Origin of the sequence: Herbaspirillum sp., from assembly GCF_035644555.1 — a bacterium.
GTDB lineage: Bacteria > Pseudomonadota > Gammaproteobacteria > Burkholderiales > Burkholderiaceae_D > Herbaspirillum.
This window is the reverse complement of record NZ_DASQOH010000049.1, coordinates 13,847-39,115: the sequence shown is the minus strand read 5'-3', so window position 1 is coordinate 39,115 and position 25,269 is coordinate 13,847. Positions and strand designations below refer to the sequence as shown.

Annotated in this window: 23 protein-coding genes; 16 read left to right on the top strand and 7 right to left on the bottom strand. The window is 64.2% G+C overall.

Annotation, left to right across the window (positions count from 1 at the left end; genetic code table 11):
* The first annotated feature begins 9 nt into the window (after nt 1-9).
* Genes VE092_RS12995 through VE092_RS12980 form a run of 4 tightly spaced genes read left to right on the top strand, consistent with a single transcriptional unit; the run spans nt 10 to nt 4,950 of the window.
* Nucleotides 10-834 carry an alpha/beta hydrolase gene (locus tag VE092_RS12995; RefSeq protein WP_324877339.1) on the top strand — a complete coding sequence of 275 codons (825 nt, stop codon included), beginning with the start codon at nt 10-12 and terminating at the stop codon, nt 832-834.
* Nucleotides 835-875: 41 nt separating this feature from the next.
* Nucleotides 876-1,931, top strand: coding sequence for a 2,5-dihydroxypyridine 5,6-dioxygenase (locus VE092_RS12990; protein ID WP_324877337.1), 1,056 nt, complete (start codon nt 876-878; stop codon nt 1,929-1,931).
* Between the two features lie 44 nt (nt 1,932-1,975).
* Entirely contained in the window at nt 1,976-2,599 is a 624-nt protein-coding gene (locus VE092_RS12985) for an isochorismatase family protein (RefSeq protein WP_006465434.1), read from the top strand.
* Between the two features lie 59 nt (nt 2,600-2,658).
* Entirely contained in the window at nt 2,659-4,950 is a 2,292-nt protein-coding gene (locus VE092_RS12980) for a xanthine dehydrogenase family protein molybdopterin-binding subunit (RefSeq protein ID WP_324877334.1), read from the top strand.
* Nucleotides 4,951-4,969: 19 nt separating this feature from the next.
* On the opposite strand, the gene VE092_RS12975 is transcribed toward VE092_RS12980, so the two are convergent.
* Entirely contained in the window at nt 4,970-5,410 is a 441-nt protein-coding gene (locus VE092_RS12975; RefSeq protein ID WP_006465432.1) for a MarR family winged helix-turn-helix transcriptional regulator, read from the bottom strand.
* Between the two features lie 193 nt (nt 5,411-5,603).
* Here VE092_RS12975 and VE092_RS12970 point away from each other — a divergent pair, with 193 nt between their 5' ends.
* The 10 genes from VE092_RS12970 (at nt 5,604) to VE092_RS12925 (ending at nt 16,777) form a co-directional block, all read left to right on the top strand.
* Nucleotides 5,604-6,218, top strand: coding sequence for a flavin reductase family protein (locus tag VE092_RS12970; protein WP_324877330.1), 615 nt, complete (start codon nt 5,604-5,606; stop codon nt 6,216-6,218).
* A 573-nt stretch (nt 6,219-6,791) separates the two neighbouring features.
* Nucleotides 6,792-7,832: a porin gene (locus tag VE092_RS12965; protein WP_324877328.1), complete on the top strand. Its 1,041-nt coding sequence runs from the start codon at nt 6,792-6,794 to the stop codon at nt 7,830-7,832.
* Nucleotides 7,833-7,956: 124 nt separating this feature from the next.
* Nucleotides 7,957-9,144: an ABC transporter substrate-binding protein gene (locus VE092_RS12960; protein ID WP_152486746.1), complete on the top strand. Its 1,188-nt coding sequence runs from the start codon at nt 7,957-7,959 to the stop codon at nt 9,142-9,144.
* Nucleotides 9,145-9,215: 71 nt separating this feature from the next.
* The gene (locus tag VE092_RS12955) at nt 9,216-11,162 is read left to right on the top strand and encodes an ABC transporter permease (RefSeq protein WP_324877326.1); all 1,947 of its coding nucleotides are present in this window, start codon (nt 9,216-9,218) and stop codon (nt 11,160-11,162) included.
* On the top strand, nt 11,159-11,929 hold the full coding sequence (locus tag VE092_RS12950) for an ABC transporter ATP-binding protein (RefSeq protein ID WP_324877324.1): 771 nt from the start codon (nt 11,159-11,161) through the stop codon (nt 11,927-11,929). The genes VE092_RS12955 and VE092_RS12950 overlap by 4 nt, the downstream gene beginning before the upstream one ends.
* On the top strand, nt 11,926-12,660 hold the full coding sequence (locus tag VE092_RS12945) for an ABC transporter ATP-binding protein (protein ID WP_077237739.1): 735 nt from the start codon (nt 11,926-11,928) through the stop codon (nt 12,658-12,660). The genes VE092_RS12950 and VE092_RS12945 overlap by 4 nt, the downstream gene beginning before the upstream one ends.
* A gap of 535 nt (nt 12,661-13,195) precedes the next feature.
* Nucleotides 13,196-14,350 (top strand): FAD-dependent monooxygenase, encoded by a 1,155-nt coding sequence (locus VE092_RS12940; RefSeq protein WP_324877322.1) that lies wholly within the window; start codon nt 13,196-13,198, stop codon nt 14,348-14,350.
* Between the two features lie 153 nt (nt 14,351-14,503).
* Entirely contained in the window at nt 14,504-15,820 is a 1,317-nt protein-coding gene (locus VE092_RS12935; RefSeq protein WP_324877319.1) for an MFS transporter, read from the top strand.
* A gap of 329 nt (nt 15,821-16,149) precedes the next feature.
* Nucleotides 16,150-16,500, top strand: coding sequence for a type II toxin-antitoxin system RelE/ParE family toxin (locus tag VE092_RS12930; RefSeq protein WP_324877317.1), 351 nt, complete (start codon nt 16,150-16,152; stop codon nt 16,498-16,500).
* On the top strand, nt 16,481-16,777 hold the full coding sequence (locus VE092_RS12925; RefSeq protein WP_077237742.1) for a DNA-binding protein: 297 nt from the start codon (nt 16,481-16,483) through the stop codon (nt 16,775-16,777). The genes VE092_RS12930 and VE092_RS12925 overlap by 20 nt, the downstream gene beginning before the upstream one ends.
* Before the next feature lie 40 nt (nt 16,778-16,817).
* Here the strand turns inward: VE092_RS12925 and VE092_RS12920 are convergent, their stop codons facing one another.
* On the bottom strand, nt 16,818-17,423 hold the full coding sequence (locus VE092_RS12920) for a nucleotidyltransferase family protein (protein WP_324877314.1): 606 nt from the start codon (nt 17,421-17,423) through the stop codon (nt 16,818-16,820).
* A 381-nt stretch (nt 17,424-17,804) separates the two neighbouring features.
* Here VE092_RS12920 and VE092_RS12915 point away from each other — a divergent pair, with 381 nt between their 5' ends.
* The gene (locus VE092_RS12915) at nt 17,805-19,352 is read left to right on the top strand and encodes a methyl-accepting chemotaxis protein (RefSeq protein ID WP_324877312.1); all 1,548 of its coding nucleotides are present in this window, start codon (nt 17,805-17,807) and stop codon (nt 19,350-19,352) included.
* 87 nt (nt 19,353-19,439) lie between these two features.
* On the opposite strand, the gene VE092_RS12910 is transcribed toward VE092_RS12915, so the two are convergent.
* A complete protein-coding gene (locus VE092_RS12910; protein WP_180670179.1) occupies nt 19,440-20,072 on the bottom strand; it encodes a response regulator transcription factor in 633 nt (210 codons plus the stop codon).
* A 316-nt stretch (nt 20,073-20,388) separates the two neighbouring features.
* Between VE092_RS12910 and hpaC the strand changes: the two genes are divergently transcribed.
* A complete protein-coding gene (hpaC, locus tag VE092_RS12905) occupies nt 20,389-20,970 on the top strand; it encodes a 4-hydroxyphenylacetate 3-monooxygenase, reductase component (RefSeq protein WP_324877308.1) in 582 nt (193 codons plus the stop codon).
* Nucleotides 20,971-21,191: 221 nt separating this feature from the next.
* Here hpaC and VE092_RS12900 read toward each other — a convergent pair whose 3' ends face one another.
* The 4 genes from VE092_RS12900 to VE092_RS12885 form a co-directional block, all read right to left on the bottom strand.
* Entirely contained in the window at nt 21,192-22,160 is a 969-nt protein-coding gene (locus VE092_RS12900; protein ID WP_324877306.1) for a PDR/VanB family oxidoreductase, read from the bottom strand.
* Nucleotides 22,161-22,221: 61 nt separating this feature from the next.
* The gene (locus VE092_RS12895; RefSeq protein ID WP_324877304.1) at nt 22,222-22,722 is read right to left on the bottom strand and encodes an aromatic-ring-hydroxylating dioxygenase subunit beta; all 501 of its coding nucleotides are present in this window, start codon (nt 22,720-22,722) and stop codon (nt 22,222-22,224) included.
* Between the two features lie 5 nt (nt 22,723-22,727).
* Nucleotides 22,728-24,014: an aromatic ring-hydroxylating oxygenase subunit alpha gene (locus tag VE092_RS12890; RefSeq protein ID WP_234295823.1), complete on the bottom strand. Its 1,287-nt coding sequence runs from the start codon at nt 24,012-24,014 to the stop codon at nt 22,728-22,730.
* 78 nt (nt 24,015-24,092) lie between these two features.
* Nucleotides 24,093-25,256: an amidase gene (locus VE092_RS12885; protein ID WP_324877301.1), complete on the bottom strand. Its 1,164-nt coding sequence runs from the start codon at nt 25,254-25,256 to the stop codon at nt 24,093-24,095.
* Nucleotides 25,257-25,269: the final 13 nt, after the last annotated feature.

Sequence of the window (25,269 nt, the reverse complement as noted above, 5' to 3'; positions counted from 1 at the left end):
GGGGCAGCCATGCAGAGCAGCTTCCTCTACGGCGCCAACATCCTGGCCAACGGCATCCGCCAGCATTACCTGCGCTTCGGCGGCAAGGACGGTGCACGTGCCGGCCGCGACGCCGTCATCATCGTCCCCGGCATCACCAGCCCGGCAGTGACCTGGGGCTTCGTCGGCGAACGGTTCGGCCAGCAGTTCGATACCTATGTGCTGGATGTGCGCGGCCGTGGCCTGTCTTCGGCCTCGGAGACGCTGGACTACAGCCTGGATGCGCAGGCGGCCGACGTCATCGCCCTGGCCGATGCGCTCGGCCTGGAGCGCTATGCGGTGGTCGGGCATTCCATGGGCGGCCGCATCGGCGCCCGCGCCGCCAGCCAGCAGCCTCGCGGCCTGACGCGGCTGGTCATGGTCGATCCGCCGGTCTCCGGCCCGGGTCGTCGCGCCTATCCCTCCAAGCTGCCCTGGTACGTGGATTCCATGCGCCTGGCGCGCGAGGGTTGCTCGGCCGAGCAGATGCGCGCCTTCTGCCCGACCTGGACCGAACAGCAACTGCAACTGCGTGCCGAGTGGCTGCACACCTGCGACGAGCGGGCCGTGATCGCCAGCTTCGAGGGCTTCCATACCGATGATTTCCATGCCGACCTGCCGGCCCTGAAACTGCCGGTGATGTTGATGCAGGCCTCGCGCGGCGACGTCATCCTGCCCGAGGACGTGCAGGAACTGCAGGGCCTCTTGCCGCAGCTGGTGGTGAGCCGGGTGGAAGACGCCGGCCACATGATCCCCTGGGACAACGAGGCCGGCTTCTACGCCGCCTTTGGCGACTTCCTCGGCGCGCCGCTGTAAGGGCCGCGTTCATCGCAAGACCGATTGCAAAGGAGAACACCATGGCCGTCAGCGACCATGACCTGATCAGCGCCTGGAAAGAGGTGCTGACCCTGTCTAAGCTGGAGCCGGGACAGATCGTCACCGTGCTCACCAGCAGCAGCACCCATCCGCAGACCCTGTCCACCGCCATGACCGCCGCCGCGCTCATGGGCGCCACCGTCAATCGGCTGGACCTGCCGCCGGTCAATGCCGAGAAGGCCCTGAGCCGCGACTCCCTGGCCTATCTCGGCACCACGCCCCTGACCGGCAACCGCGCCGCCATCGCCGCCCTCAAGGAAAGCGACCTGGTGCTGGACCTGATGACCCTGCTGTTCTCGCCCGAGCAGCACGAGATCCTCTCCACCGGCACCAAGATCCTGCTGGCCGTGGAGCCGCCCGAGGTGCTGGTGCGCATGGTCCCCAGCGCAGACGACCGGCGCCGTGTGTCGCAGGCGGCGCGTCTGCTGGAGGGCAAGCGCGAGATGCACATCACCTCGGACGCCGGGACCGACCTGCGCTGCCCGCTGGGCGAATTCCCGGTGATCCAGGAATACGGCTTCGTCGATCAGCCGGGGCGCTGGGACCACTGGCCCAGCGGCTTCGTGCTGACCTGGCCCAATGAGCGTCAGACCAACGGCACCCTGGTCATCGATCGCGGCGATATCCTGCTGCCCATGAAATGCTATGCCCAGGAAGCCATCGTGGTGACCGTCAAAGACGGTTTCGTCACCGACATCGAGGGCGGCCTGGATGCCGAGCTGCTGAGCGACTACATGGCCTCCTTCAAGGACCCGGAAGCCTATGCCATGTCGCACATCGGCTGGGGCCTGCAACCGCGCGCCCAATGGTCCACGCTGGCCATGTACGACCGCGAAGCCACCATTGGCATGGATGCCCGCGCCTACGAAGGCAATTTCCTGTTCTCCTTCGGCCCCAACAACGAAGCCGGCGGCAGCCGCACCACCGCCTGCCACATCGACATCCCCCTGCGCCGTTGCACGGTGGCGCTGGATGGCACGCCGGTGGTCAAGGACGGCAAGGTGCTGGACGGCTTCGTCTACGGCAATTCGCAATGAGGCCAGCCGGGTGCGCCCGGCAGCCTCTTCAAAAGGAAGATACGATGCACAAGGAAGTGGAAACCTACCAGCGCCAGGGCTTCGGCCAGACGCTGGAAATGAAACCGCCGTTCGGTCTGCTGATCGTCGATTTCGTCAACAGCTTTGCCGACCCGGCCCAGTTCGGCGGCGGCAACATCGGCCCGGCCATCGAACGCACGCGCAGCCTGCTGGCCCATGCGCGCCAGCATGGCTGGCCGGTGGCGCACAGCCGCATCGTGTTTGCCGACGATGATGCCGACCGCAATATCTTCGGCATGAAGGTGCCGGGCATGGTGACCCTGAAGGAAGACCTGCCGGGCAGCGCCATCGTGCCGGAACTGACCCCGGCCGCCGGCGAGCTGGTGGTGCGCAAGACCGTGCCGTCGGCCTTCTTCGGTACCTCGCTGGCACCGTGGCTGACCCAGCACGGCGTGCAGACCCTGCTGGTGGCCGGTGCCGTGACCAGTGGTTGCGTGCGCGCCAGCGTGGTCGATGCCATGTCCTGGGGTTTCCGCCCGCTGGTGGTGTCCGATTGCGTGGGCGACCGCGCCATCGGCCCGCATGAGGCCAACCTGTTCGACATGGCGCAGAAGTACGCGGCCGTGATGCCGCTGGACGAAGCCCTGAAGGTGGTCGCCCAGCCTTGAAGCCCGGACGGCGGTGACGGTCCGGGTCGTGATGAATCTGATGTGCACCATGGTTTGAGATGCAAGCAACCAATCCTCCCGGCCAACCATCCGGTCAGACGCCCCGCGAGGCGCGCCGTCAACTGCTGGAGCGTGGTGACGCGCTGCTGGTGACCCGCGCCCCGCAACCCGGTGCCAAGCCCGCGCCCGGCCAGCCCGGCGCGGCTTCGTCCTATGTCCAGCCACTGCCGGACGTGTTCGTGGCCCTGCTGGCCGAGGGCCGCGTGCTGGCCTTCAACGGTCACGTCGATCTCGGCACCGGGATCCGCACCTCGCTGGCCCAGATCGTGGCCGAGGAGCTGAGCGTGGACATGGATTGCGTCACCATGATCCTCGGTCACACCGAGGAAGCCCCCAACCAGGGGCCCACCATTGCCAGTGCCACCATCCAGATTTCCGCCGTGCCGCTGCGCAAGGCCGCAGCCCAGGCGCGCGAGCACCTGCTGGCCGTGGCGGCCGCGCAGTGGGGTATTCCTGTTGAGCGCCTGCGCATCGCGGCGGGGCGCATTACGGATACCGACCAGCCGCAGCGCAGTACCAGCTATTTCACCCTGCTGGCCGGGCAGAAGATCGTGCTCACCCTCGACCCCGGCGACGTACCGCTGAAGCCGGCCAGCCAGTACACGCTGGTGGGCCGCAGTTCGCAGCGCGTCGATATTCCCGCCAAGGTGCGTGCCGAGCCGGTCTATGTGCACGATGTGCGCGTGCCCGGCATGCTGCATGGCCGCGTGGTGCGGCCGCCGCATCCGGGGCGCGATGGTGGTGACTTCATCGGCAACAGCCTGCTGTCGGTGGACCAGGATTCCGTGGCCCACATCCCCGGGCTGGTGGCGGTGGTGGTGCAGGGTGATTTCGTCGGCGTGGTGGCCGAGCGCGAGGAACAGGCGCAGCGTGCCATGCGCGAGCTGAAGCTGCGCTGGAAGGACATCCCGCCGCTACCCGCCATGGACGACCTGGAGACCCGCCTGCGCGACCTGCCGGCCAAGCGCCGCGAACTGCTGCGCCAGGGAGATCTGGATGCCGCCATGGGTAGCGCTGCCCAGCGCATCGAGCGCACCTACGTCTGGCCTTACCAGATGCATGCCTCCATTGGCCCCTCCTGCGCGGTGGCCGATTATCGCGAGGAGGGCCTGACCGTCTGGTCCGGCACGCAGAATCCGCATGTCATGCGCATCGACCTCTCGCGCCTGTGCGAGCTCGATGAAGGAAAGATCGAAGTGATCCGGCTGGAAGCCGCCGGCTGCTATGGCCGCAACTGTGCCGATGACGTGGTGGCCGATGCCGCCCTGTTGTCACGCGCCGTGGGGCGTCCGGTGCGGGTGCAGCTCACCCGCGAGCAGGAGCATGCCTGGGAGCCCAAGGGCGCGGCGCAACTGATGCAGGTGCGCGGCGCCATCGATGAAGCGGGCCGGCTGTCGGCCTATGGCTTCCAGACCCGTTATCCCTCCAACGATGCGCCGGTGCTGGCGCTGCTGCTGACCGGCAGGATCGCCCCCGAGCCCCGCGTGCTGGAGATGGGCGACCGCACCGCCGTGCCGCCCTATGCCTATCCGCACCTGCAAATCGATTGCGACGACGTCGCGCCCATCGTGCGTGCCGGATGGTTGCGCGGAGTCTCGGCCATGCCGAACTCCTTTGCCCATGAAGTCTTCATCGATGAGCTGGCCGAGCTGGCCCGGGAGGATCGCCTGGCCTATCGCCTGGCGCACTTGCCCGACGAGCGTGCCAGCGCGCTGCTGCAGGCGGTGGCGGAGAAGGCCGGCTGGGTGGCTGGTGCCAGGGGTTCGCGCGGGGTGCCTGATGCCGATGGCAAGCTGCGCGGGCGGGGCATTGCCTATGCGCGCTATGTCCACAGCAAGTTTCCCGGGTTTGGTGCGGCCTGGTCGGCCTGGGTCATCGATATCGAAGTCGATCCCGCCGATGGCGCGCTGAAGGTGGCGTCGCTGGTGGTGGGGCAGGATACCGGCATGATGGTCAATCCCGATGGCGTGCGCCACCAGATGCACGGCAACATCCTGCAATCGCTGAGCCGGGTCTTGAAGGAGCGGGTCAGTTTCGGCCCCCAGGGGACCACCAGCCTGGAGTGGGGCGCCTATCCCATCCTGCATTTCACGGAAGTGCCACCCATCGAGATCGTGCTGATGCAGCGCCAGGACCAGCCCCCCATGGGGGCGGGCGAATCGGCCTCGGTGCCGAGCGCGGCGGCGCTGTCCAATGCGCTCTTCGATGCCACCGGGCGTCGCTTCCGCCAGCCGCCCTTCAACGCAGAATGCATCCTGGCGGGGCTGCGCGAGCCCTTGCCGGCGGTGTGAACGATTCGGCGGTGCAGCCTTATTCGTCGATCATCTTGCGCAGCAGGAACACCAGAGCCACCCGCTCGGCCGGATTAAGATTGCCATAGGTGGCCTCGGTGATCTGGGCGGCGAAGGGCACGGTATCGGCCACCAGCGCGGTGGCGTTCTTGCTGAGCGACACCAGCACCTTGCGGCGGTCGGCCTCGTCATGGGACAGCTCGATCAGGTCGCGCGCCTTCAGGCGTTCGACGATGCCGCGGATGGTGGCCTGGTCGATGGCGGTCACCTTGACGATGTCAGAGAGCGAGCAGGTCTGCAGGTCGCGGATGGCGCACAGCGTCACGAACTGCGCGGCCGTCAGTTGCGAATCCGGGATATGTTGCTGGAAAATGGCGGCGTGGCGCTGGTAGGCGCGGCGCAGCAGGTGCCCGATCTGGTCGGAGAAATGATAGTCGGCGGTGGCGGGCTTCTTGGTCATTGGCGCAAGGGATGGGTGGCTTGGCGTACCTTGTTCGCCGGCGGCGAGCAGGGGGCAGCTGCTGATTCTAATGTCCTGCCTGCCGGCTGTATAGGCAAGCGTCGCGGCAGCCTTGCCTGCCACGGATGTCTTGGCGCGCTTGCGTGGCGCCGATTTGAGAGTTGTCGTGCTTGTCATCGGAGAGAGTTGAACAATGTTGATCGATTTCGCAGGGCTCAAGCCCGTCGAAGCTTATGAATGGATGTCGGCGCTGATCGTGCCGCGTCCTATCGCCTGGGTTTCCACGCTGGACGGGCAGGGGCGGGCCAACCTGGCGCCGTTCAGCTTCTTCCAGATGATCACCGGCAAGCCGCCGACCCTGCTGATCTGCCCGCTGCTGCAGCGGGGCGGCAAGCTCAAGGACACCGTCAACAACATCAGCGCCAGCGGCGAGTTCGTGGTCAACCTGGCCGCGCCGGCGCAGGCCCAGGCCTTGAATGCGACGTCCTTTCCCTTCGAGGCCGGCGTCAGCGAATTCGAGGCCTGCGGTCTGCAGGCCGCGCCCAGCCAGCTGGTGCAGCCGCCCCGCGTCGAGGGTGCGGTGGCCAGCTTCGAGTGCAAGCTGGCGATGATGGAGCCCTATCCGCGCGATGAGCCATCCTGCCACCTGATCTTCGGTCAGGTGCTGGCCGCGCATGTCGATGACCAGTTGCTGGATGCCGACGGCAAGCTAGATCCGGGCCAGGTCGATCTGCTCTTTCGCATGGGCGGCGAATGGTTTGGCCGCAGCCGTACCGAATCCAACTTCACCTTGCCGCGTCCACGCTGATTCCCTCCCTCGACCAGGGCGGTGCGGCCACGGCTGCATCCGCTGCTGGCGATGTCACCTTTCTGCTTCGCCGGTCTGCCGACCGCGCTTCTTCCATTTTCAATGTCGCCATTTGCGTTGCCGTCGACGCGATGTCGTGGTGCACAACGCACTCTGCTTGTGCAGTTTTCCGGTTTCGCATTAATATGGTGTACACATTATAAATAAGAAATGCAAAGACGGTTTTCGGGGCGCCGTGGAGACAAGCTGTAGAACCCCGTATGTAGCGCTTAAAACCAATAATAATGCAGTAGATTCCTGAGCTTCTTGAGCTGGGTCAAGGCTGGCCTGTATTTTGCTAACACTCAAAATATAGAGCGCATACGTCATAAAAAAGAAGTGGTCGGCGAGGCTTTTCAGTGCCGTTGTACGGCCTCGCCAATGCCGCAGCCGCAGCGTGCAGGACAACACCAGACAAGCGCCGAAGACAGTTTCAGACAGAAGCCCGGATCACCGGGCCAGGCAGGAAAGCAGCACCTGCAGTAACTGCATCACCAGCAACACCTCCAACACTTCAACAAAAGGGAAAACAACATGAAAAAGGCATGGGCACTCGCGGCCGGCAGTCTGTTCTGCGCGAGCGGCGCGATGGCGCAATCCAACGTCACCATCTATGGCGTGGTCGATACCTACCTGGGCTACACCAATGCGAGCGGTCGCGGTTCGGTGGTGTCGCTGGACAGCGGCGGCTACCAGGCCAGCCGCCTGGGCTTCAAGGGGACCGAAGACCTGGGTGGCGGCCTGCGCGCCAACTTCCAGATGGAAAACGGCTTCGCCTCCGACACCGGTGGCATGCACGACAGCACCCGCCTGTTCAACCGCCAGTCCTGGGTCGGCCTGGCCAATAACCTGGGTGAGCTGCGCCTGGGTCGGCAGAACTCGCCGGGCTTCCTGATGATTGCGCGCCTGGATGCCTTTGCCGGTGCGACCTATGCTTCCTTCCTGAACAACGTCTCGGCCTACACGCCGCGCTACGACAACGTGATCGGCTATATCTCGCCGGTGATGCGCGGCTTCAAGCTGCAGGCCTACTACGGCCTGGGCGAGCAGACCACGCCCAAGAACGGCCTGTCCACCTATATGCTGGCCGGCGAGTACGAAAGCGGCCCGTTCTACCTGGGCCTGAGCCATTCCACCCAGAACAGCGCCAACGACAACATCGCCATCCGCTCCACCTTCGCCGGTGGTGCCTATGATTATGGCAACGGCAAGATCTTCCTGGGCTACTACCGCGGCAACAACCTCGGTGCGGCTGCCACTACCAATGTGCGCGGCAGCTACTACGGCGCGTACTCGATCTCGGCCAACTATCGCCTGAACGCGCAGGCCACCATCGGCGCCGGCTACGGCTGGGCCAAGGACAGCACCGGTGCCGGCCGCGATGCCCGCCAGATCAGCCTGATCGGCACCTATGACCTGTCCAAGCGCACCATGCTCTATACCACCTATGCCCATCTGACCAACAGCAACGGCGCCACCTTCTCGCTGGCCGGTGCCGCACCGATCACCAAGAACGTGCCGGCCAGTGGCGGCACGGTGAACGGCATACAGTTCGGTATCCGTCACCTGTTCTGATGCGCTGCCGGAAGGTGCGCGGGCTCCACCCGGCGCGCCTTCCTTCCCCTGCTGTTGCTTGCACCTGCGGGTGCAGAAAGGATAGATCGTGAACGTCTCCCTCCATCTCAAGCATTTCAAGCATCTGAAGCATCTCGTTGTCGCCGCACTGGGCCTGACGGCCGCTGCCGGCGCACTGGCCCAATCCACCATCAAGATTGGCGAAGTCAACAGCTACAAGGCCCAACCGGCCTTCCTCGAACCGTACCGCCGTGGCTGGGAACTGGCCCAGGAAGAAATCAATGCCGCCGGCGGCCTGCTGGGCAAGAAGGTGGAAATCATCTCCCGCGATGACAACGGCAACCCTGGTGACTCGGTGCGGGTGGCCGAGGAACTGGTGACCCGCGAACAGGTATCGCTGCTGTTCGGCGGCTTCCTCTCCAACACCGGCCTGGCACTGACCGACTATGCCAAGCAGCGCAAGATCTTCTTCCTGGCGGCTGAGCCGCTGACCGACAAGATCGTCTGGCAGAACGGCAACCAGTACACCTATCGCCTGCGTCCCTCCACCTACATGCTGGTGGCCTCGCTGGTCAACGAAGCGGCCAAGCTGAAGAAGAAGCGCTGGGCGCTGGTCTATCCCAACTACGAATACGGCCAGTCCGCCATCGCCACCTTCAAGAAGCTGATGCAGGAGCGCCAGCCGGATATCGAATTCGTCGCTGAACAGGCGCCGCCCCTGGGCAAGATCGATGCCGGTTCGGTCACCCAGGCGCTGGCCGATGCCAAGCCGGATGCGATCTTCAATGCGCTCTTCGGTGCCGATCTCGGCAAGTTCGTGCGCGAGGGCAATACCCGTGGCCTGTTCGAGGGACGCGAAGTGGTGTCGCTGCTGACCGGCGAGCCGGAATATCTCGATCCGCTGAAGAACGAGGCACCGGTCAACTGGATCGTCACCGGCTACCCCTGGTATGCCATCGATACGCCCGAGCACAAGAAATTCGTCGACGCCTATCGCAAGAAATTCAATGACTACCCGCGCAACGGGTCCCTGGTCGGCTATGTGGCGCTGATGTCGATCGCCACCGGCATCAAGGCGGCTGGCTCGGTTGAGAGCGACAAGCTGGCGGCCGCCTTCTCGGGCCTGAAGGTCGCGACCCCGTCCGGCCCCATCGTCTATCGCAGCCAGGATCACCAGTCCACCCTGGGCGCCCACGTGGGACGTACGGCACTCAAGGATGGTCGCGGCATCATGGTCAACTTCAGCTACGTCGATGGCGCTTCGGTGCAATTGCCCGATGCTGAAGTCAAGAAACTGCGTGCGGCCAACTGAGCTGGTACACGCCTTGCAGCGGTCCTGCGCAGCAGCGTGCAGCGCAGGACCGTGGTCACAGGGGATAAAGCATGACTCTCTCTAGCCTGATCGTGCAGATGATCAACGGGCTGGCCGACGCTTCCACCATGTTTCTGGTGGCGGCCGGCCTGTCGCTGATCTTCGGTGTCACGCGCATCGTCAACTTCGCCCACGGCTCGTTCTACATGGTGGGCATCTATGTGGTGTACACGCTGGTGTCCTTGATCGGCGCCAGCGGCCTCGGTTTCTGGAGCGCGGTACTGCTCTCGGCGATGGCCGTGGCGGTGCTGGGCGCCCTGGTGGAAATCCTCATCCTGCGCCGCATCTACCGCGCCCCGGAACTGTTCCAGCTGCTGGCGACCTTTGCGCTGGTGCTGGTGTTCAAGGATGCCGCGCTCTACCTGTGGGGGCCGGAAGACCTGTTCGGCCCGCGCGCGCCCGGCCTGGGTGGCGCGGTGCAACTGCTGGGCCGGCGCATTCCGCAATACGACCTGGTACTGATCGCCATCGGCCCGCTGGTGTTGGGCGTGCTGTGGCTGGTCCTCAATCGCACCCGCTGGGGGACCCTGATCCGCGCCGCCACCCAGGACCGCGAAATGGTCGGCGCCCTGGGCATCAACCAGTCCTGGCTGTTTACCGGCGTGTTCGCGCTGGGCTGCTTCCTGGCTGGCCTGGGCGGCGCCCTGCAGGGGCCGCGCATCCCCGCCAACCTGGCGCTGGACCTGGAGACCATCGGCAACGCCTTCGTGGTGGTGGTGGTCGGCGGCATGGGGTCGATTCCCGGTGCCTTCCTGGCGGCCCTGCTGATTGCCGAGATCAAGGCCCTGTGCGTGGCCATCGGCCAGGTGTCGGTGTTCGGGGTGGTGATCTCGTTGTCCAAGCTGACGCTGGTGGTGGAATTCCTGGTCATGGCGGTGATCCTGGTGGTCCGCCCCTGGGGCCTGATGGGCAAGCCCCAGGCCGCCGCCCGCAGCACCGGCCAGCCGGAAGCACCGCTGGCCCCGGCCGGCGCCGGTGTGCGCAAGCTGGCCTGGGTCGCCGTGGCGCTGCTGCTGGCTGCCCCCTTGCTGTCGCACAGCTTCCCCTACCTGACGGTGCTGCTGGTGGAGATCTTCATCGCCGTGCTGTTTGCGGCCAGCCTGCACTTCATCATGGGACCGGGCGGCATGCATTCCTTCGGTCACGCGGCCTATTTCGGGCTGGGTGCCTATGCAGCGGCGATGCTGGTGGTCAAGCTGCACTGGCCGATGGAATTGGCGCTGGTGGTCGGTCCGCTGGTGGCCGGGCTGGGTGCGCTGCTGTTCGGCTGGTTCAGCGTGCGCCTGTCGGGCGTGTACCTGGCCATGCTGACCCTGGCCTTCGCACAGATCGTCTGGGCCATCATCTATCAATGGGATGAGGTTACCGGCGGCAGCAACGGGCTGGTCGGCGTCTGGCCGGCAGCCTGGCTGGCGTCGCCGCTGGCCTATTACTACCTGGCGCTGGCCTGCGCGGTGGCCGGCCTGCTGCTGTTGCGCCGAGTGCTGTTCGCGCCCTTCGGCTATGCCATGCGCGCCGCCCGTGATTCGGTGCTGCGTTCGGACGCCATCGGCATCGACGTCAAGCGCATGCAATGGCTGGCCTTTGCGCTGGCCGGCGTATTCTGCGGTGCGGCCGGGGTGCTGTTCGCCTTCTCCAAGGGCAGCATCTCGCCGGAAGCCATCAGCGTAAGCCGTTCGGTCGATGGTCTGGTGATGGTCATGCTGGGCGGCCTGCAGACCCTGCTGGGGCCGGTGGTGGGCGCATCGGTCTTCACCTGGCTGCAGGATGTGATCGCACGCGAGACCGATTACTGGCGCGCCATTCTCGGGCTGGTGATCCTGGCGCTGGTGCTGCTGTTCCCGGCGGGCATTGCCGGCTATTTCCAGCGCTTCGTTGGTGGCCCGGCGCGTCAGGGGAGCAAGGGGAGCGGTGGGCCCCCGGAACTGAAAGCCGGTATCGGCAAGGAGGCGGCATGAGCCTGCTGACAGTAGACAACATCAGTAAATCCTTCGGTGGCAACAAGGCCGTCAATGGCGTGTCCTTCGACCTGCCGCCGGGCCAGTTGCTGGCACTGCTGGGGCCGAATGGTGCCGGCAAGTCGACCTGCTTCAATATCCTCAACGGCCAGTACCGGCCCGAGACCGGCAGCATCCGTTTCGACGGTCACGATATCGCCGGCATGAAGCCGCGTGACATCTGGCGGCTAGGCGTGGGGCGCACCTTCCAGATCTCGGCCACCTTCAGTTCCATGACCGTGCTGGAAAACGTGCAGATGGCGCTGATGTCGCGCCAGCGCAAGCTGTTCGGTATGTGGCGCCCGGCGGGCTCCTACTTTGCCGATGAGGCCATGGCCCTGCTGGAGCAGGTCGGCATGGCCGCGCAGGCGCAGCGCCCCTGCGGCGTACTGGCCTATGGCGACGTCAAGCGGGTGGAGCTGGCCATCGCCCTGGCCAACCGGCCGCGCCTGTTGCTGATGGACGAGCCCACGGCCGGCATGGCGCCCAAGGAGCGCAATGAATTGATGGCCCTGACCAAGCGCCTGGTGCTGGAAAAGAACATGTCGGTGCTCTTCACCGAGCACAGCATGGATGTGGTGTTTGCTTTTGCCGACCGCATGATCGTGCTGGCGCGCGGGCAACTGATCGCCGAGGGCGATGGCGAGACCATCCGCAATCATCCCAAGGTGCAGGAAGTCTATTTCGGCAGCGGCAAGACATTCGAGAAGGAAGGAAGCCCATCGTGAGCGCCACCGTATCCCCCAAGACCGATCCGCTGCTCAAGGTCAGCGGACTGAACGCCTTCTATGGGCGCGCCCACATCCTGTTCGACGTCGCCCTGGAAGTGGGGCGCGGCGAAGTGGTCGCCCTGATGGGACGCAACGGTGCCGGCAAGTCCACCACCATGAAGGCGGTGATGGGCCTGCTGGACCGGGCCGAGGGCGAAGTCAGTTTTCGCGGCAAGGACATCAGCCGCGCCCGTCCCTACGAGATCGCCCGCGACGGCATGGGCTTCGTGCCCGAAGACCGGCGCGTCTTTTCCGACCTGTCGGTGATGGAAAACCTGGAGGTGGGCCGCCAGCCGGCGCGGGAAGGCGCCGTCCAGTGGACGCCGGAAAAGCTGTTCCAGCTCTTCCCCAACCTGGGTGAAATGCCGGACCGTCCGGGCGGCCAGATGAGTGGTGGCGAGCAGCAGATGCTGACCGTCTCGCGCACGCTCATGGGCAACCCCTACCTGGTGCTGCTGGACGAGCCCTCGGAAGGGGTGGCACCGGTCATCGTCGAACAGATGGCCAACATGATCATGACCCTGAAGCGCGAGGGCATGGCCATCCTCTTGTCGGAGCAGAACCTGCACTTCGCCGAACTGGTCAGCGACCGTGCCTACGTGCTGGAGAACGGTCATATCCGTTACCAGGGCAGCATGGCGCAACTGGCGGCCGATGAAGAGGTGCGACGGGCCTACCTGTCGGTGTAGCAGGGCAGCTGGCGTGGGTGGAGGTGGCGTCGGGATCGCCGTAGCTTGATCGCCATTTCCTCTCTCGCCTGGTTTGTTGCGCTGCATAAGGGTGGCGTGCTTCTCCGGCTGCGCTGCCCCGATCACCAAGCCGGTCCATGGCGGCGGTGCCGCCTCGCCCGAACGGCAGGTTGGAGCTGCCGGCCGACGCGGCCGGGTCTGGAGGCTGCCTGCCGCCTGCGGCCTGCCTGGGGCCGGCATAAGCCTTGCATGCTTATGTAATAAATGATGTGTACGCTTTAAATTAAGCGACCCGGCAGATCCGCTCCAATTCTCTTTCATCCCCCGGAATTCCGCACCAAACTGGCCTGTATCGCCCTGTTATTGGTCATGTTTCGCACTGCAATGCAGCACGAAAAATCTCTTCGATAAACCTCTATTCTTTTAAAAATAGAGTGTGTACACTGTATTTCATTCGGCGTATCAGGATCGTTTCCGTCGTCGCTTCTATCCGGGCTTCAACCCAGCTTCCTACCTATTTCGCAAGGAGATCAGAGTGTCCAATTCCCCACGTATCGCCGTCGTCGGCGCAGGCCTGGGCGGTGCCGCTACGGCGGCGCTGCTGCTGCAGGAAGGTTTCAATGTGCGCGTCTATGAACAGGCGCCCGGTTTCTCCCGCCTGGGAGCTGGCATCCACGTCGGCCCCAATGTGATGAAGGTGCTGCGTCGCATCGGCATCGAGGATGAGATGAACCGCCAGGGTTCGCGTCCCGACTTCTGGTATAGCCGCCATTGGGAAACCGGCGACGTACTGGCGCAGATTCCGCTGGGCGACTACGCCGTCAAGCACTATGGCGCCACCTACCTGACGGTGCATCGTGGCGATTTCCATGAACTGCTGATCAAGGCCTTGCCCAGCGATCGCGTGAGCTTCGACAAGTGCCTGACCAAGGTCGAGGATCGCGGCAACGTGGTGATCCTCAGCTTTGCCGACGGCACCACCGAAGAGGCCGACATCGTCATCGGCGCCGATGGCGTCAACTCCCGCATCCGCGAAGAACTGCTGGGCGTGGAACCGCCCAAGTACGCCGGTTACCTGGCGCACCGCGCCGTGTTCCCCACCCCCGAGGTCAAGGCCGGCATGCTGCCCTTCGATGCCTGCGTGAAGTGGTGGAGCGATGATCGTCACATGATGACCTACTTCGTCACCAGCAAGGCCGACGAGCTCTACTACGTGACCGGTGTGCCGGTCGAGAAGTGGGACCTGAACGACCGCTGGCTGCCTTCCAGCAAGGAAGAGATGCGCGAGACCTTCCGTGGCTGGCACCCGACTGTGCAGGCGCTGGTGGACGCCACCGTGGAAGTGACCAAGTGGTCGCTGCTGGAACGCGACCCGCTGCCGCTGTGGAGCCGTGGCCGCCTGGTGCTGCTGGGCGATGCTTGCCACCCGATGAAGCCGCACATGGCGCAGGGCGCGGCCATGGCCATCGAGGATGGCGCCATGCTGGCACGCTGCTTCAAGGAAGTGGGTGTGAGCAACTACGCCGACGCCTTCGCCCTCTACGAAGCCAACCGTGCCACTCGCGCCAGCAAGGTCCAGCGCATCTCGCACGAGAACACCTGGCTGCGCACCAACGAAGACCCGTCGTGGTGCTTCGGCTACGATGTCTTCACCGAGCCGCTGGTCTCACCGAGCAAGGCCGCAGCCTGAACGGTTTCGCCTGAAACACCGCCGGGCCGGCTTCGTGGGAAAGCGAAGATGGCCCGGCTCTTGCATCATTCATGTCACCGGTGGACAGCGCCGGTGAGGAAGCCAGGCAGCCGGCAAGACCGGTTGCCGGTTCGATCATTTGAGGAGAGTTGCATGTCCACGCTACCCGCGACAGTGGAAAAGGGGCTACAGGCCGCCGGGGTCGGTAAGTTCCAGTACCGCTTGTTCGTCATCTTCGGCCTGGTCTGGCTGGCCGATGCGATGCAGGTGTTGTCCATCGGTTTTTCGGCGCCGACCATTGCCAAGACCTTCGGCCTGACGGTGCCGCAGGCACTGCAGAGTGGCACCATGTTCTTCGTGGGCATGCTGCTGGGCGCCTTCGTCTTCGGTCGCCTGGCCGACCGCATCGGCCGTCGTCCGGTGCTCATGTGCGCGGTGGTGATCGATGCCTGTTTCGGCGTGGCCTCGGCCTTCGCTCCCGACTTCACCTGGCTGCTGGCACTGCGCCTGCTGACCGGTATCGGCGTGGGTGGCACGCTGCCGGTGGACTACACCATGATGGCCGAATTCCTGCCCAGCGCCCGTCGCGGTCGCTGGCTGGTGATGCTGGAATCGTTCTGGGCCATCGGCACCATCTGCCTGGCGGTGCTGGCACTGGTGGCGGTGAGCTGGGGCAACGATGCCTGGCGCGTGATCTTCTTCGTCACCGGCCTGCCGGCGCTGGTGGGCGTGGTGCTGCGCTTCTACGTGCCGGAGTCGCCCATGTACCTCAACCGCAGCGGCAAGTCCGACGCCGCCCGCAAGGTACTGGAGCGAGTCGCCAAGGTCAACGGCAGCAGCACCCCGATTCCGCCGCTGCAGCCTGAAGTGGTGGAGCGCAAGCCCATGAGCGCGCTGTTCTCGGCCGCCCTGCGTCGCCGCAGCCTGTCGCTGTACCTGGCCTGGGGGCTGATCTCGATTGCCTACTACGGCGTGTTTGTCTACCTGCCGGTCAAGCTGGGTTCGGAGGGCTTCGGTTTCATGCGTGGCCAGATCTTCCTGATCTTCCTCGCACTGGTGCAGTTGCCTGGCTATGCGCTCTCGGCCTACGGGGTCGAACGCTGGGGCCGCAAGCCCACCCTGGTCGGTTTCCTGTTGTTGTCGGCGGTGGGCTGCATGCTCTACAGCCTGGGCAGCGATCCCAGGCTGGTGGTCGGTTCCACGCTGTTGCTGAGCTTCTCCCTGCTGGGCACCTGGGCCGCGCTGTATGCCTTCACGCCCGAGGTGTACCCGACCGACCTGCGCGCCAGCGGCATGGGCACGGCCGGCGCCGTGGCCCGCTTCGGCGGCCTGTTCGCCCCGGCCATCATCGCCCCGGTCATGGCCAGCCACTTCACGCTGTCGCTGGTGATGCTGTCGGCCTTCCTGGTTGCCGGTGCCGTTGCGATCCTGTGCGTGGATGTGGAGTCGCGCAACCGGGCGCTGGAATGAGTCTGTAGCACCGCCGGAGCCTGTTGCTTCGAGGGAGCCACCGCTGCGTGCGGTGGCTTTTTTTTCGTCCTGCTTCGCCGGCATGGGATGGCTCGTCGATATTTTTGGAAGAAGGCATGGGTATTCAGTAATGGTTGTGATCTCGGAGGATTTTGCCGGCTACGCTTTGCGCTTTTGCGAAAGTAGAGGGGCAGATCATGTTTCGAGATCTCACCGAGTGCAGTACGCGGCTGTCGCTTCTTTTCGTGAGCGCGATCGCACTGCGAGAGAAGTCCTGTTGCAAAAGGCTGATGCGCAATCAGTTGACTTGCATTCGTTTATAAACGAATATGGCGCTCTACGACGTTGAGCATTACCTTACGGCTCCCGCTCAGGATGACCTCTATCTCGGCTGGTTGCTCCGCCTGCGTGATGCGCAGGCACGGATTGCGATCATGCGGCGAATCGGTCGTCTGGAGCAGGGCAATTTTGGCGACCACCGGTTCTGTAGAGACGGCGTTTGGGAATTGCGTGTGGATATCGGTCCGGGTTACCGGGTGTACTACGGACGCGCTGGCCGCAAGCTTGTCCTGTTGTTGTGCGGTGGAGATAAACGGACTCAGCAAATGGATATCGCGCGAGCGGTGGATTGTTGGCAGGACTGGAAGAGGAGAGGGACAGATGAGAAGCAGACCCCATGATGAAGCGATGGCCGAGCTGTATCGCAGCGATCCCGCGCTTGCGCTGGAGATCATCAACAGCATTCTGACTGATGGCGATCAGGCCGAATTGATGAGTGTGCTTCGTCAGTTGGCTCTAGCTGTGGGAGGCATGCAGGTGGTGGCCGAGCAGGCGAATTTGAATCCGACCCAGCTATATCGCACCTTGTCGCCGAAAGGCAATCCTGCGCTGAGCAGTCTGACCGCAATCCTGAAGGCCATGGGCCTGCGACTGGCGGTGCAGCCGCTGGCAGTCTGAGAAGTCAGCACCACGTCAGGGACGCTTCGGCGTCCCTTCTTCATTCCCGCCGGTCGCGCATGCGCTCCAGGTCTTCCCGCGTATCGATATCGGCAAAGATCCCCTCGTCCATCACCTCGATCTCCGTTACCGGATGCGCGTCCAGCAGCCCCCGTGCGCCGCGGTCGCCCTGCAGGGCCAGTAGCGCCGGCAGATGCGCTGAACCGAAGCCCACCGGGTTGCCGCGCCGACCTTGCGTCATGGGTGCCACGATGGACGCACCGGCGACCAACGCATCGCGCAGCCGCGCCAGGGTGGCAGGCCGGACCCGGGGCATGTCGGCCAGCGCGATCAGCCAGCCTGATGCCTGCGTGCTGTGCTGCAGTCCGTGGCGCAGCGATGCGCTCATTTCGCGGGGATCACCCGGGGCCAGCATGCAGACCGTGCAGCCCATCTCGCGCAGGGCATCGGCCAACACGCCCGGCCCCTGTACCACGGCGACCACCGGCATGACTTCCAGCAGCGCCGCCGCGCTGGCGGTGGCGACCATGCCGGGGCGGCCATCATGATGGCAGAAGGGTTGCAGCAGCTTTTCCTCGCGGTCGCTGAAACGGCTGCCACGGCCGGCGGCCAGCAGGAGGGCGATGGGAGAGGGCGATGGCAGCATGGGATGGGGACTCGGATAGTCGAAAGATAACGTTATTGTGCCTAGGTTTGTTCCGACGTTGATGCGATACTGCAGAACGTGCGGTGGAGGAAGGAATTTACGTGATGCGAATGACAAGCTTGCCGTAGGGCTATCTTACGGCATCCTTGCTGCTCGCCGTTTTGCGCCCGATCATTGCCGAATCAGCATGGCAGAATTCTTAAATTTGATATGGTCGGCAATGCAGGGCGCTCCTAGAATCGACCGCATGTCAGTAACGCAGGCACCGGGCAGGGACCGGTCTTGCACAGTCGGAATGGGGGCAAGCCGGCCGGGATGGGCCCGAGGGAGGGTGCGTCTCCCGGTGCGCCGATGACAACACGGCAGGGATGGAAAACAAGAATGATCAAGAACAAACGTATCGGCTCACGCCTGGGTGCAGGCTTTGCCGTGGTGCTGGTATTTTCGATGCTGGTGGCGGCGGTGGGCATCTGGCGACTGAAGACCGTGGCCCAGCAGACCCAACAGATGATGGACGTGCCGCTGCGCACCGAACGCCTGGTGTCGCAATGGAATACCTTGCTGCTGATCGCCATCCAGCGCACCACTACCGTCGTCAAGAGCCGCGATCCTGAACTTGAGGCCTTCCTCGCCAAGGAGGCGGCCGCGTCCAGCAAGGAATCGGCGCAGACCCTGAAGGACGTCGAAGCACTCCTGACCAGTGACGATGAAAAGAAGCTGTTCGCCGCCATCAATGTCGCCCGCAAGCAGTTCCTGACGGTGCGCGATGAAATCTATGCGGCCAAGAAGCAGGGCGATGCCGCCAAGGTGGAGCAGCTCTATCAGCAGCAATACATGGGCATCGCCACCGGTACCCAGAACGCCATGCGGGCCTTGCTCGACTTCGAACGCGCCCGCATCGACGACATCTCCGCGCAGATCCAGCAGGATGCGGCCAGTAGCCAATGGCAGATCGCCGTACTGGAAGGGGTGATCCTGCTGTGCGGCGTGGCTTTCGCGGTGCTGCTCACGCGCAGCATCACCCGACCTGTACATGCGGCGCTGGCGATCTCGCAGCGCGTGGCGGCCGGTGACCTGACTTCGCGCGCCGTGAGCGTGGGACAAGACGAACTGGGGCAACTGGTGGCCTCGCTGCAGGGCATGAGCGAGCGCCTGCACGGCGTGGTGTCCACGGTGCGCCATGGCGCCGACAGTATTGCGATTGCCTCCGGTGAAATCGCCAACGGCAACCTCGACCTCTCGGCCCGTACCGAGGAACAGGCTGGTGCGCTGGAAGAGACTGCTGCCTCCATCGAACAGCTCACCTCCAGCGTGCGTACCAATTCCGAGAACGCCGGCCAGGCTGACAATCTGGTGCGTTCTGCTGCATCGATCGCCGGTCAGGGCGGGGTGGTGATGGAAGAACTGATCGCCACCATGGGCAACATCAACGAATCCTCGCGCAAGATCGTGGACATCATCGGTGTGATCGATGGCATCGCCTTCCAGACCAATATCCTGGCCCTGAATGCTGCAGTGGAAGCGGCGCGCGCCGGCGAGCAGGGACGAGGTTTCGCGGTGGTGGCCTCGGAAGTGCGCGCCCTGGCGCAACGCTCGGCCTCGGCGGCCAAGGAAATCAAGCAACTCATCGATGATTCGGTGGAGAAGGTCGGCGCCGGCAGCCAGCTGGTGGAGAAAGCCGGCAAGACCATGCAGGAAGTGGTGGACAGCGTGCGCGGCACGCACGCGCTGGTGGGCGAGATCAGCACCGCCAGCCGCGAACAGGCCGAAGGCATCCACCAGGTCAACCAGGCGGTGGGCCAGATGGATGGCGTGACCCAGCAGAATGCGGCGCTGGTGGAACAGGCTGCGGCCGCTGCCAAGTCGCTGGAAGACCAGGCGGCGCAACTGAAACGCGCGGTGGCCTTCTTCGCCCTGCAGGCCGCCTGATAAAAAACGTCCACCGCTGGCGGCTTCACGCCAGCGGTGATCCTTTCACGCGCTAGTTCAGATCAAGTCCGGATCATTCAGGCAGGCTCAGGCCGCCTTGAGAAATTCCGGCCCGAAATCCATCAGCACGTCGCGCACCAGCGTGGCGGTACTCTGGCAGCCCAGCTTGTCCTTGACGCTGGCACGATGCACGTCCACCGTCTTGACGCTGATATTGAGGTCGCGCGCGATGAGCTTGCTGGATTGGCCCATGATGACCTTCTCCAGGATCTCGCGCTCACGCACGGTCAGCGTCTTCAGGCGCGCCTTCAGTTGCTGGCGGCGACCACGAGCCTGCATGTTGCCGGCCACGTTCTTCAGGGTGACCTGGATGCGTTCGAGCATCTGCTGGGAGTTGTAGGGCTTTTCCAGGAAATCGACGGCGCCATTGTGCAGGGCGCGCACCGACATGGGAATGTCGCCATGTCCGGAGACGAAGATCACGGGAATATCGGCACCGATTTCCTTCAGGCGATCCTGCAGCTGGAAGCCGCTGATCTCCGGCATGCGCACATCCAGGATCAGGCAGGACAGGCTATTGGCGTCGTAGGCCTTGAGAAAGGCTTCCGGGCCATCGAAGCATTCGGTGCGGATATTGACCGAGCTCAGCAGCCAGGCCAGCGACGTGCGAACGGCTTCATCATCATCAACGATGTAGACCACCGGCGGGTTGGTTTCCATCATTACTCCTCGTCTCGTCAAAATGGTGCCGGCTTGCACCGGCGCTATTTCCGACCCTCTCGATTTCTTGCTGGGCTGGTCGGCATAAATCAAAACAGCACGCTTTGACTTATGCAAAAAACAGGCCTGAAATTCTTGGGATCAGCGACACTTTAACACCCCCTCCAGGGTGGCGATCTAGGTATTTTTACCTAGATGCTTAGCCGCAATCCCCTGTGGCGCGGGCATGTGGCACGAATTGTGTGCAACCGGGGCATGTCTTAACCTGCTGTCATAGAGCGCCGTGCATCATCGGCGTGCAAACCAGGGAGTTTCCATGAGCGCCAATGCTGTACAACAAGAACATTCGACCCCATCCGCATCTGCAGCTGCCTCGACTGCGGCGAGCCGTCCCGCGCTTGCGCCGGAGCAACTGGAATTTCGCAATGCCATGGCACATCTGCCGGCAGCGGTGTCCATCATCACCACCGACGGCGAGGGCGGCCGTTGCGGCATCACTGCCAGCGCGGTCTGCTCGGTCACTGACACGCCACCGACCATCCTGGTCTGCATCAACCGCGGCAGTGCCATGCATGAGGTGTTCAGGAAGAACGGCCGGCTGTGCGTGAACGTGCTCTCGGATGAGCTGGAACAACTGGCCATGCATTTCTCGGGCGCCACCAAGGTGCCGATGGAGGAGCGCTTCGCCTGGGACATCTGGGAAGAGCAGGGTGAGCTGGGCCAGCCGGTGCTGGCCGATGCGCTGGTGAAGCTGCAGGGCCGCATCCGCGAGTTCAAGGAGGTGGGCACCCACTCGGTGATGTTCGTCGAGCTGGCCGAGGTCAAGGTCAATGAAAAGAAGGACAGCCTGATCTATTTCAACCGGCTGTTCCACAAGGTCAAGCGCACGGCCTTGTAGGCCGGTCTCTTTGTCCCGGCCCACGAAAGGATGCCGTCCGTGTTCGTACCGGACGGCATTTTTCTTTCCGGGAACCATAAGAAAACCGTTCGGACTGGGTAGCCGCGCAGCGGCGTATCGAAGACGCGGCTACCTCTATGCCTTCGATACGCGGCGCTGCCGCTACTCAGTCCGAACGGGTGGAGGTGGTGTTAGGGCCTGTTCACAGCCCTAGTCCCGTCTCAAAGGTCGAGCACCAGCATTCCCGACTTGGCGCGTGAGACGCAGGTGCAGATCTGGTCATTGGCCGCTTTCTCCTTCTTGGAGAGGCAATTGTCGCGGTGATCCGGTTCGCCCTCCAGCAGCGGCACCACGCAGGTCCCGCAGATGCCTTCGCGGCAGGAGGTATCGATGCTGATACCTTCGCGCGCCAGGATGTCGACGATGGGTATGCCCACCGGAATCTGCACGACCTTGCCCGAGCTGGCCAGCTTCACTTCGAAGGCGCCATCGCCACCGCCAGCAGAAGCCGTGCCGGAGACCGGCGCAGCTACCGCCTGGAAGTGCTCCAGATGGATCGCGTCTTCGCTGCGGCTGGCGGCGGCGCACTTGACCACCGCGTCCATGAAGGGCGCCGGGCCGCAGGTGTAGACGTGGGCTTGCGGGCTGCCGGCGTCCAGGCAGGCCTTGAGGTAGTGCTCCATCTGCGCCGGCATGACCGCATAGTGGAAGCGCACGCGTGCCGCAAACGGTGCTGTCTCCAGCAGATCGGCGAAGGCAGCATGTTCACGGGCACGCACGAAGTAGTGCAGGGTGAAGGGCTTTTGTTCTGCCCACAGGCGATAGGCCATCGCCAGCAGGGGGGTGACGCCGATGCCGGCGCCGAAGAGCAGGTGTTCGGGGGCGCCGGCGTCCAGCGCGAAGAGGTTGCGCGGCGTACCCACTTCCAGTTCCATGCCCACTTGCACTGCTTCGTGCAGGGCGGCCGATCCACCCCGTGATGCCGGCTCGCGCTTGACGGCGATGGTGTAGCCGCACTGGTCTTCCAGGGGGCCGCACAGCGAGTATTGGCGCATGATCCCGGTCGGCCCGGTGATGTCGATGTGGGCCCCCGGCTCGTAGGCCGGCAGCGGGGCGCCATCGGCACGCACCAGGCGGAAGGAACGGATATCACCGGTTTCATCGGTGAGACGGTCAACGATCAGTTTCATGTTTCAGTGCCAATACTCGGTTACCTGGAGACAATGTGCGATATGCGATGCCTGCCCGGACTTACAGCAGGAAGCCCAGGGCGTTCAGGCTGTCCATCGAGTTGATCAGGCGGATCACCTTCTGCTCGATCTTCGGCCCCCGCGGCGTGAAGCGCAGCCGGTGCGTGACGTTGGCCACGAACAGGGTGTGCTGCTGGCGCTTGTAGCCCACCAGCACCTGCGCCGAGGTGATTTCCACCAGCTCGTCCGACAGGTGCACCGGCACGAAGCGCGACACCGTGCGCACGGTAGCGGCCGCATCCACCGCCGACATCGCGTGGCCCGAGGTCAGGCGCTCGATGCGGATCTTGCGCATGTGGGCATTGTCGTAGGCGTAGTTCAGCGTGGCCGCGAAATCGGTGGTCTCCTGGTCGATCGGCACCACGTAGTAGCCGTCGTCGGTCCACAGGGTCTGCCAGGTGGCGTAGTCCTTGCGGTCCAGCAGTTCGGCCTCTTTCCAGATGAAGGCGATGGCCCGGGCCATTTGCGCGGGGATGCCTTGCAGGTTGTCTTGTTGGCTCATGTTGATCACTTCTCCATCATCTTTTTCCACATGGCATAGGCTTCGCGCATGCCGGTTTCATCGGTCGAGTGCGACACCTTGTCGCCGTTGTCGTCCACCCATTCGCGGTTCAGGCCGCGGTTGACCAGGATCGGTGCATTGCGACCCGCGTACGAGCCGCTTTGCACGCGCTCCCAGGCTTCGGCATCGTCGGGACTGCCGAAGCCGAACGGGCCCTGGAAGTGTTCGTGGATGCGCAGGCGTTCGCGGTTGGCAATCTCGGGGCCGCCATCCATGCCCAGGGCCACGTGACGGATCTGGGTCTCGCCCACGGACACCGGATGCAGCACGCGGAAGAAGGACATCGACATCGCCACATTGGGGAACAGATTCAGGTTGAAGCCGGCGCCGTGCAGCGAACGCACGATGCGGCGCACCTGTTCCGGCGGCATGGTCTTGGACAGTTCCTCGACGACATGGGCGAAGCGCTCCTGCAGCTGTTCGCTGCCATCATCGACATCCAGGTCCACGTGTTCCGGCACCATGATCATGACGCTGTGGCCATTGCCCAGCGAGCGGGTTATGGACTGGTCGTCGGTCATGAAGGAGAGCATCTCGGAAGTCTCTTCATCCACCGAGGACAGGAAGGTCTTGTGCACCACCGGGAAGTGATAGCCGTCGGTGGTGTTTTCCAGCTGGATCTTCCAGTTGCCCTTGAAGCTGAACTTGTGCTCGCCCTGCACCTTGATGGGGAAGCCGGCACCCTGCTTCATGAACAGGTCGATCCATTTCTTGGCATGGCCCAGGAAGTCCGACAGCGGTTCCACTTCCTGGTTGAAGGAGGCGAAGATCATGCCGTTGTAGCTGTCCACGCGCAGGCTCTGCAGCGGCAGGTCGGCCTTCTCGATGACGTCTTCATAGCCTTCCGGATAGGGCAGGCCGCGCAGCTTGCCGTCCAGGGCATAGGACCAGCTGTGATAGGGACAGGTGAAGCCGGTGGCATTGCCCTTGTGCTTTTCGCAGACGGTGGCGCCGCGATGGCGGCAGCGGTTTTCCAGCACGTTGATCTTGCCGGTCTTGTCGCGCACCACGATCACCGGCTGGCGGCCGATCTGTGCGGTCTTGAAGTCGCCCGGGTTCTTGATCTCGCTTTCATGGCCGACCCAGATCCAGGTCTTGTAGAAGATCTTGTCCATCTCGGCTTCGAAGATGGCGGGGTCGGTATAGAGCGCCGGATCGACCATCGCATCCTGTACCAGATCGGCATGGGATGACTCGGTCTTGCGCGGGTGGAAGCGTAGTGGTGCGTTCATTGCGTTCTCCAGTGGCTTGCTTGCAGTCGTTGTCGGTGTTGATCGTCGCGGGCGCGGGTCTTGCTGCTCATGGTGTGTTCATGGGGTGACGTGTCGTCGCAGTACCTGTTCCAGGTGCAGGCCGAGGGCGCAGATGCGTTCGTCCTCGCCCTTGCGGCCGACCAGTTGCAGGCCGGCCTTGAGCGGGCTGCCGGCCATCGGGACGGGAATCGTCAGTGCCGGGTGGCCGGACAGGTTGAACGGGCGCACCAGGGAGGACAGCGTCAGCACCGAGGCACCTTGTGCAATGGCCTCCAGCGTCGGTGGCAGGGCTGGCAGGGTGGGCAGCAGCAGGGCGTCGGCATCGGCCAGGGCGGCGTCGACTTCGGCGCTGAAGGCGGCGCGCACTTCTTCGGCATGGGCCACTGCGGCATCGCTGGTGGTGGCGGCGGCCGACAGGCGTTTCTCGATATCGGCCCCCAGCTTGCCCCGGCCCAGCAGGTGTCCGAAGGCGGCATGGGTCTCGCGGTTGATGAGGGTCATGCCGGCCTCGAAGGCAGCCTGCATATGTTGCGACGTCCAGGGCGTACCGCGCCATCCGCTGGCGGCAAAGGCCGCCTGCACGGCGGCGGCGATGTCGGCATCGGCCTGGACCGTGACCGGTCTCACGCGGGCATCGGCGGCCGGTGCCTGCGCTGCGTTGCGGTCGAAGCCGGGGGCGATGCTGGCCATGGCGCTGATGATCAGGTCCATGCTGCGGGCAAATGGTCCCACGCAATCCAGGGTGCTGTGGGCGGGATAGGCGCCGGCGCGGCTGACGCGGCCGAAGCTGGGTTTGAAACCGGTCACGCCGCAGCAGGCAGCAGGCAGGCGGATCGAGCCACCGGTGTCGCTACCGATGGACAGGTCCACCAGGCCGGCGCCGACCGCTGAGGCCGAACCGCTGGAAGAACCACCGGTCATGCGGGTCGCATCCTGCGGATTGACCGCTGTGCCGTTCCAGTCGTTGATGCCGGTCATGCCATAGGCCAGTTCGTGCATGTTGGCGCGGGCGGTGATCTGCCAGCCGTCGTCCAGCAGTCGCTGCACGACCTCGGCGTGGCGCGCTGCCGGCGGTGCGTCGGCCAGGGCGGCACTGCCGCCACAGGTGGGCTGGCCGGCGATGTCGATGCAATCCTTGATGGCGACCGTGGGGCCGCTGCCGCCGAGGTGAAAGCGCGAGAGCAGGGCGTGGCCGGTGCCGGGTACGGTGCGCTCGCTCATCCCGCTGCTCCCA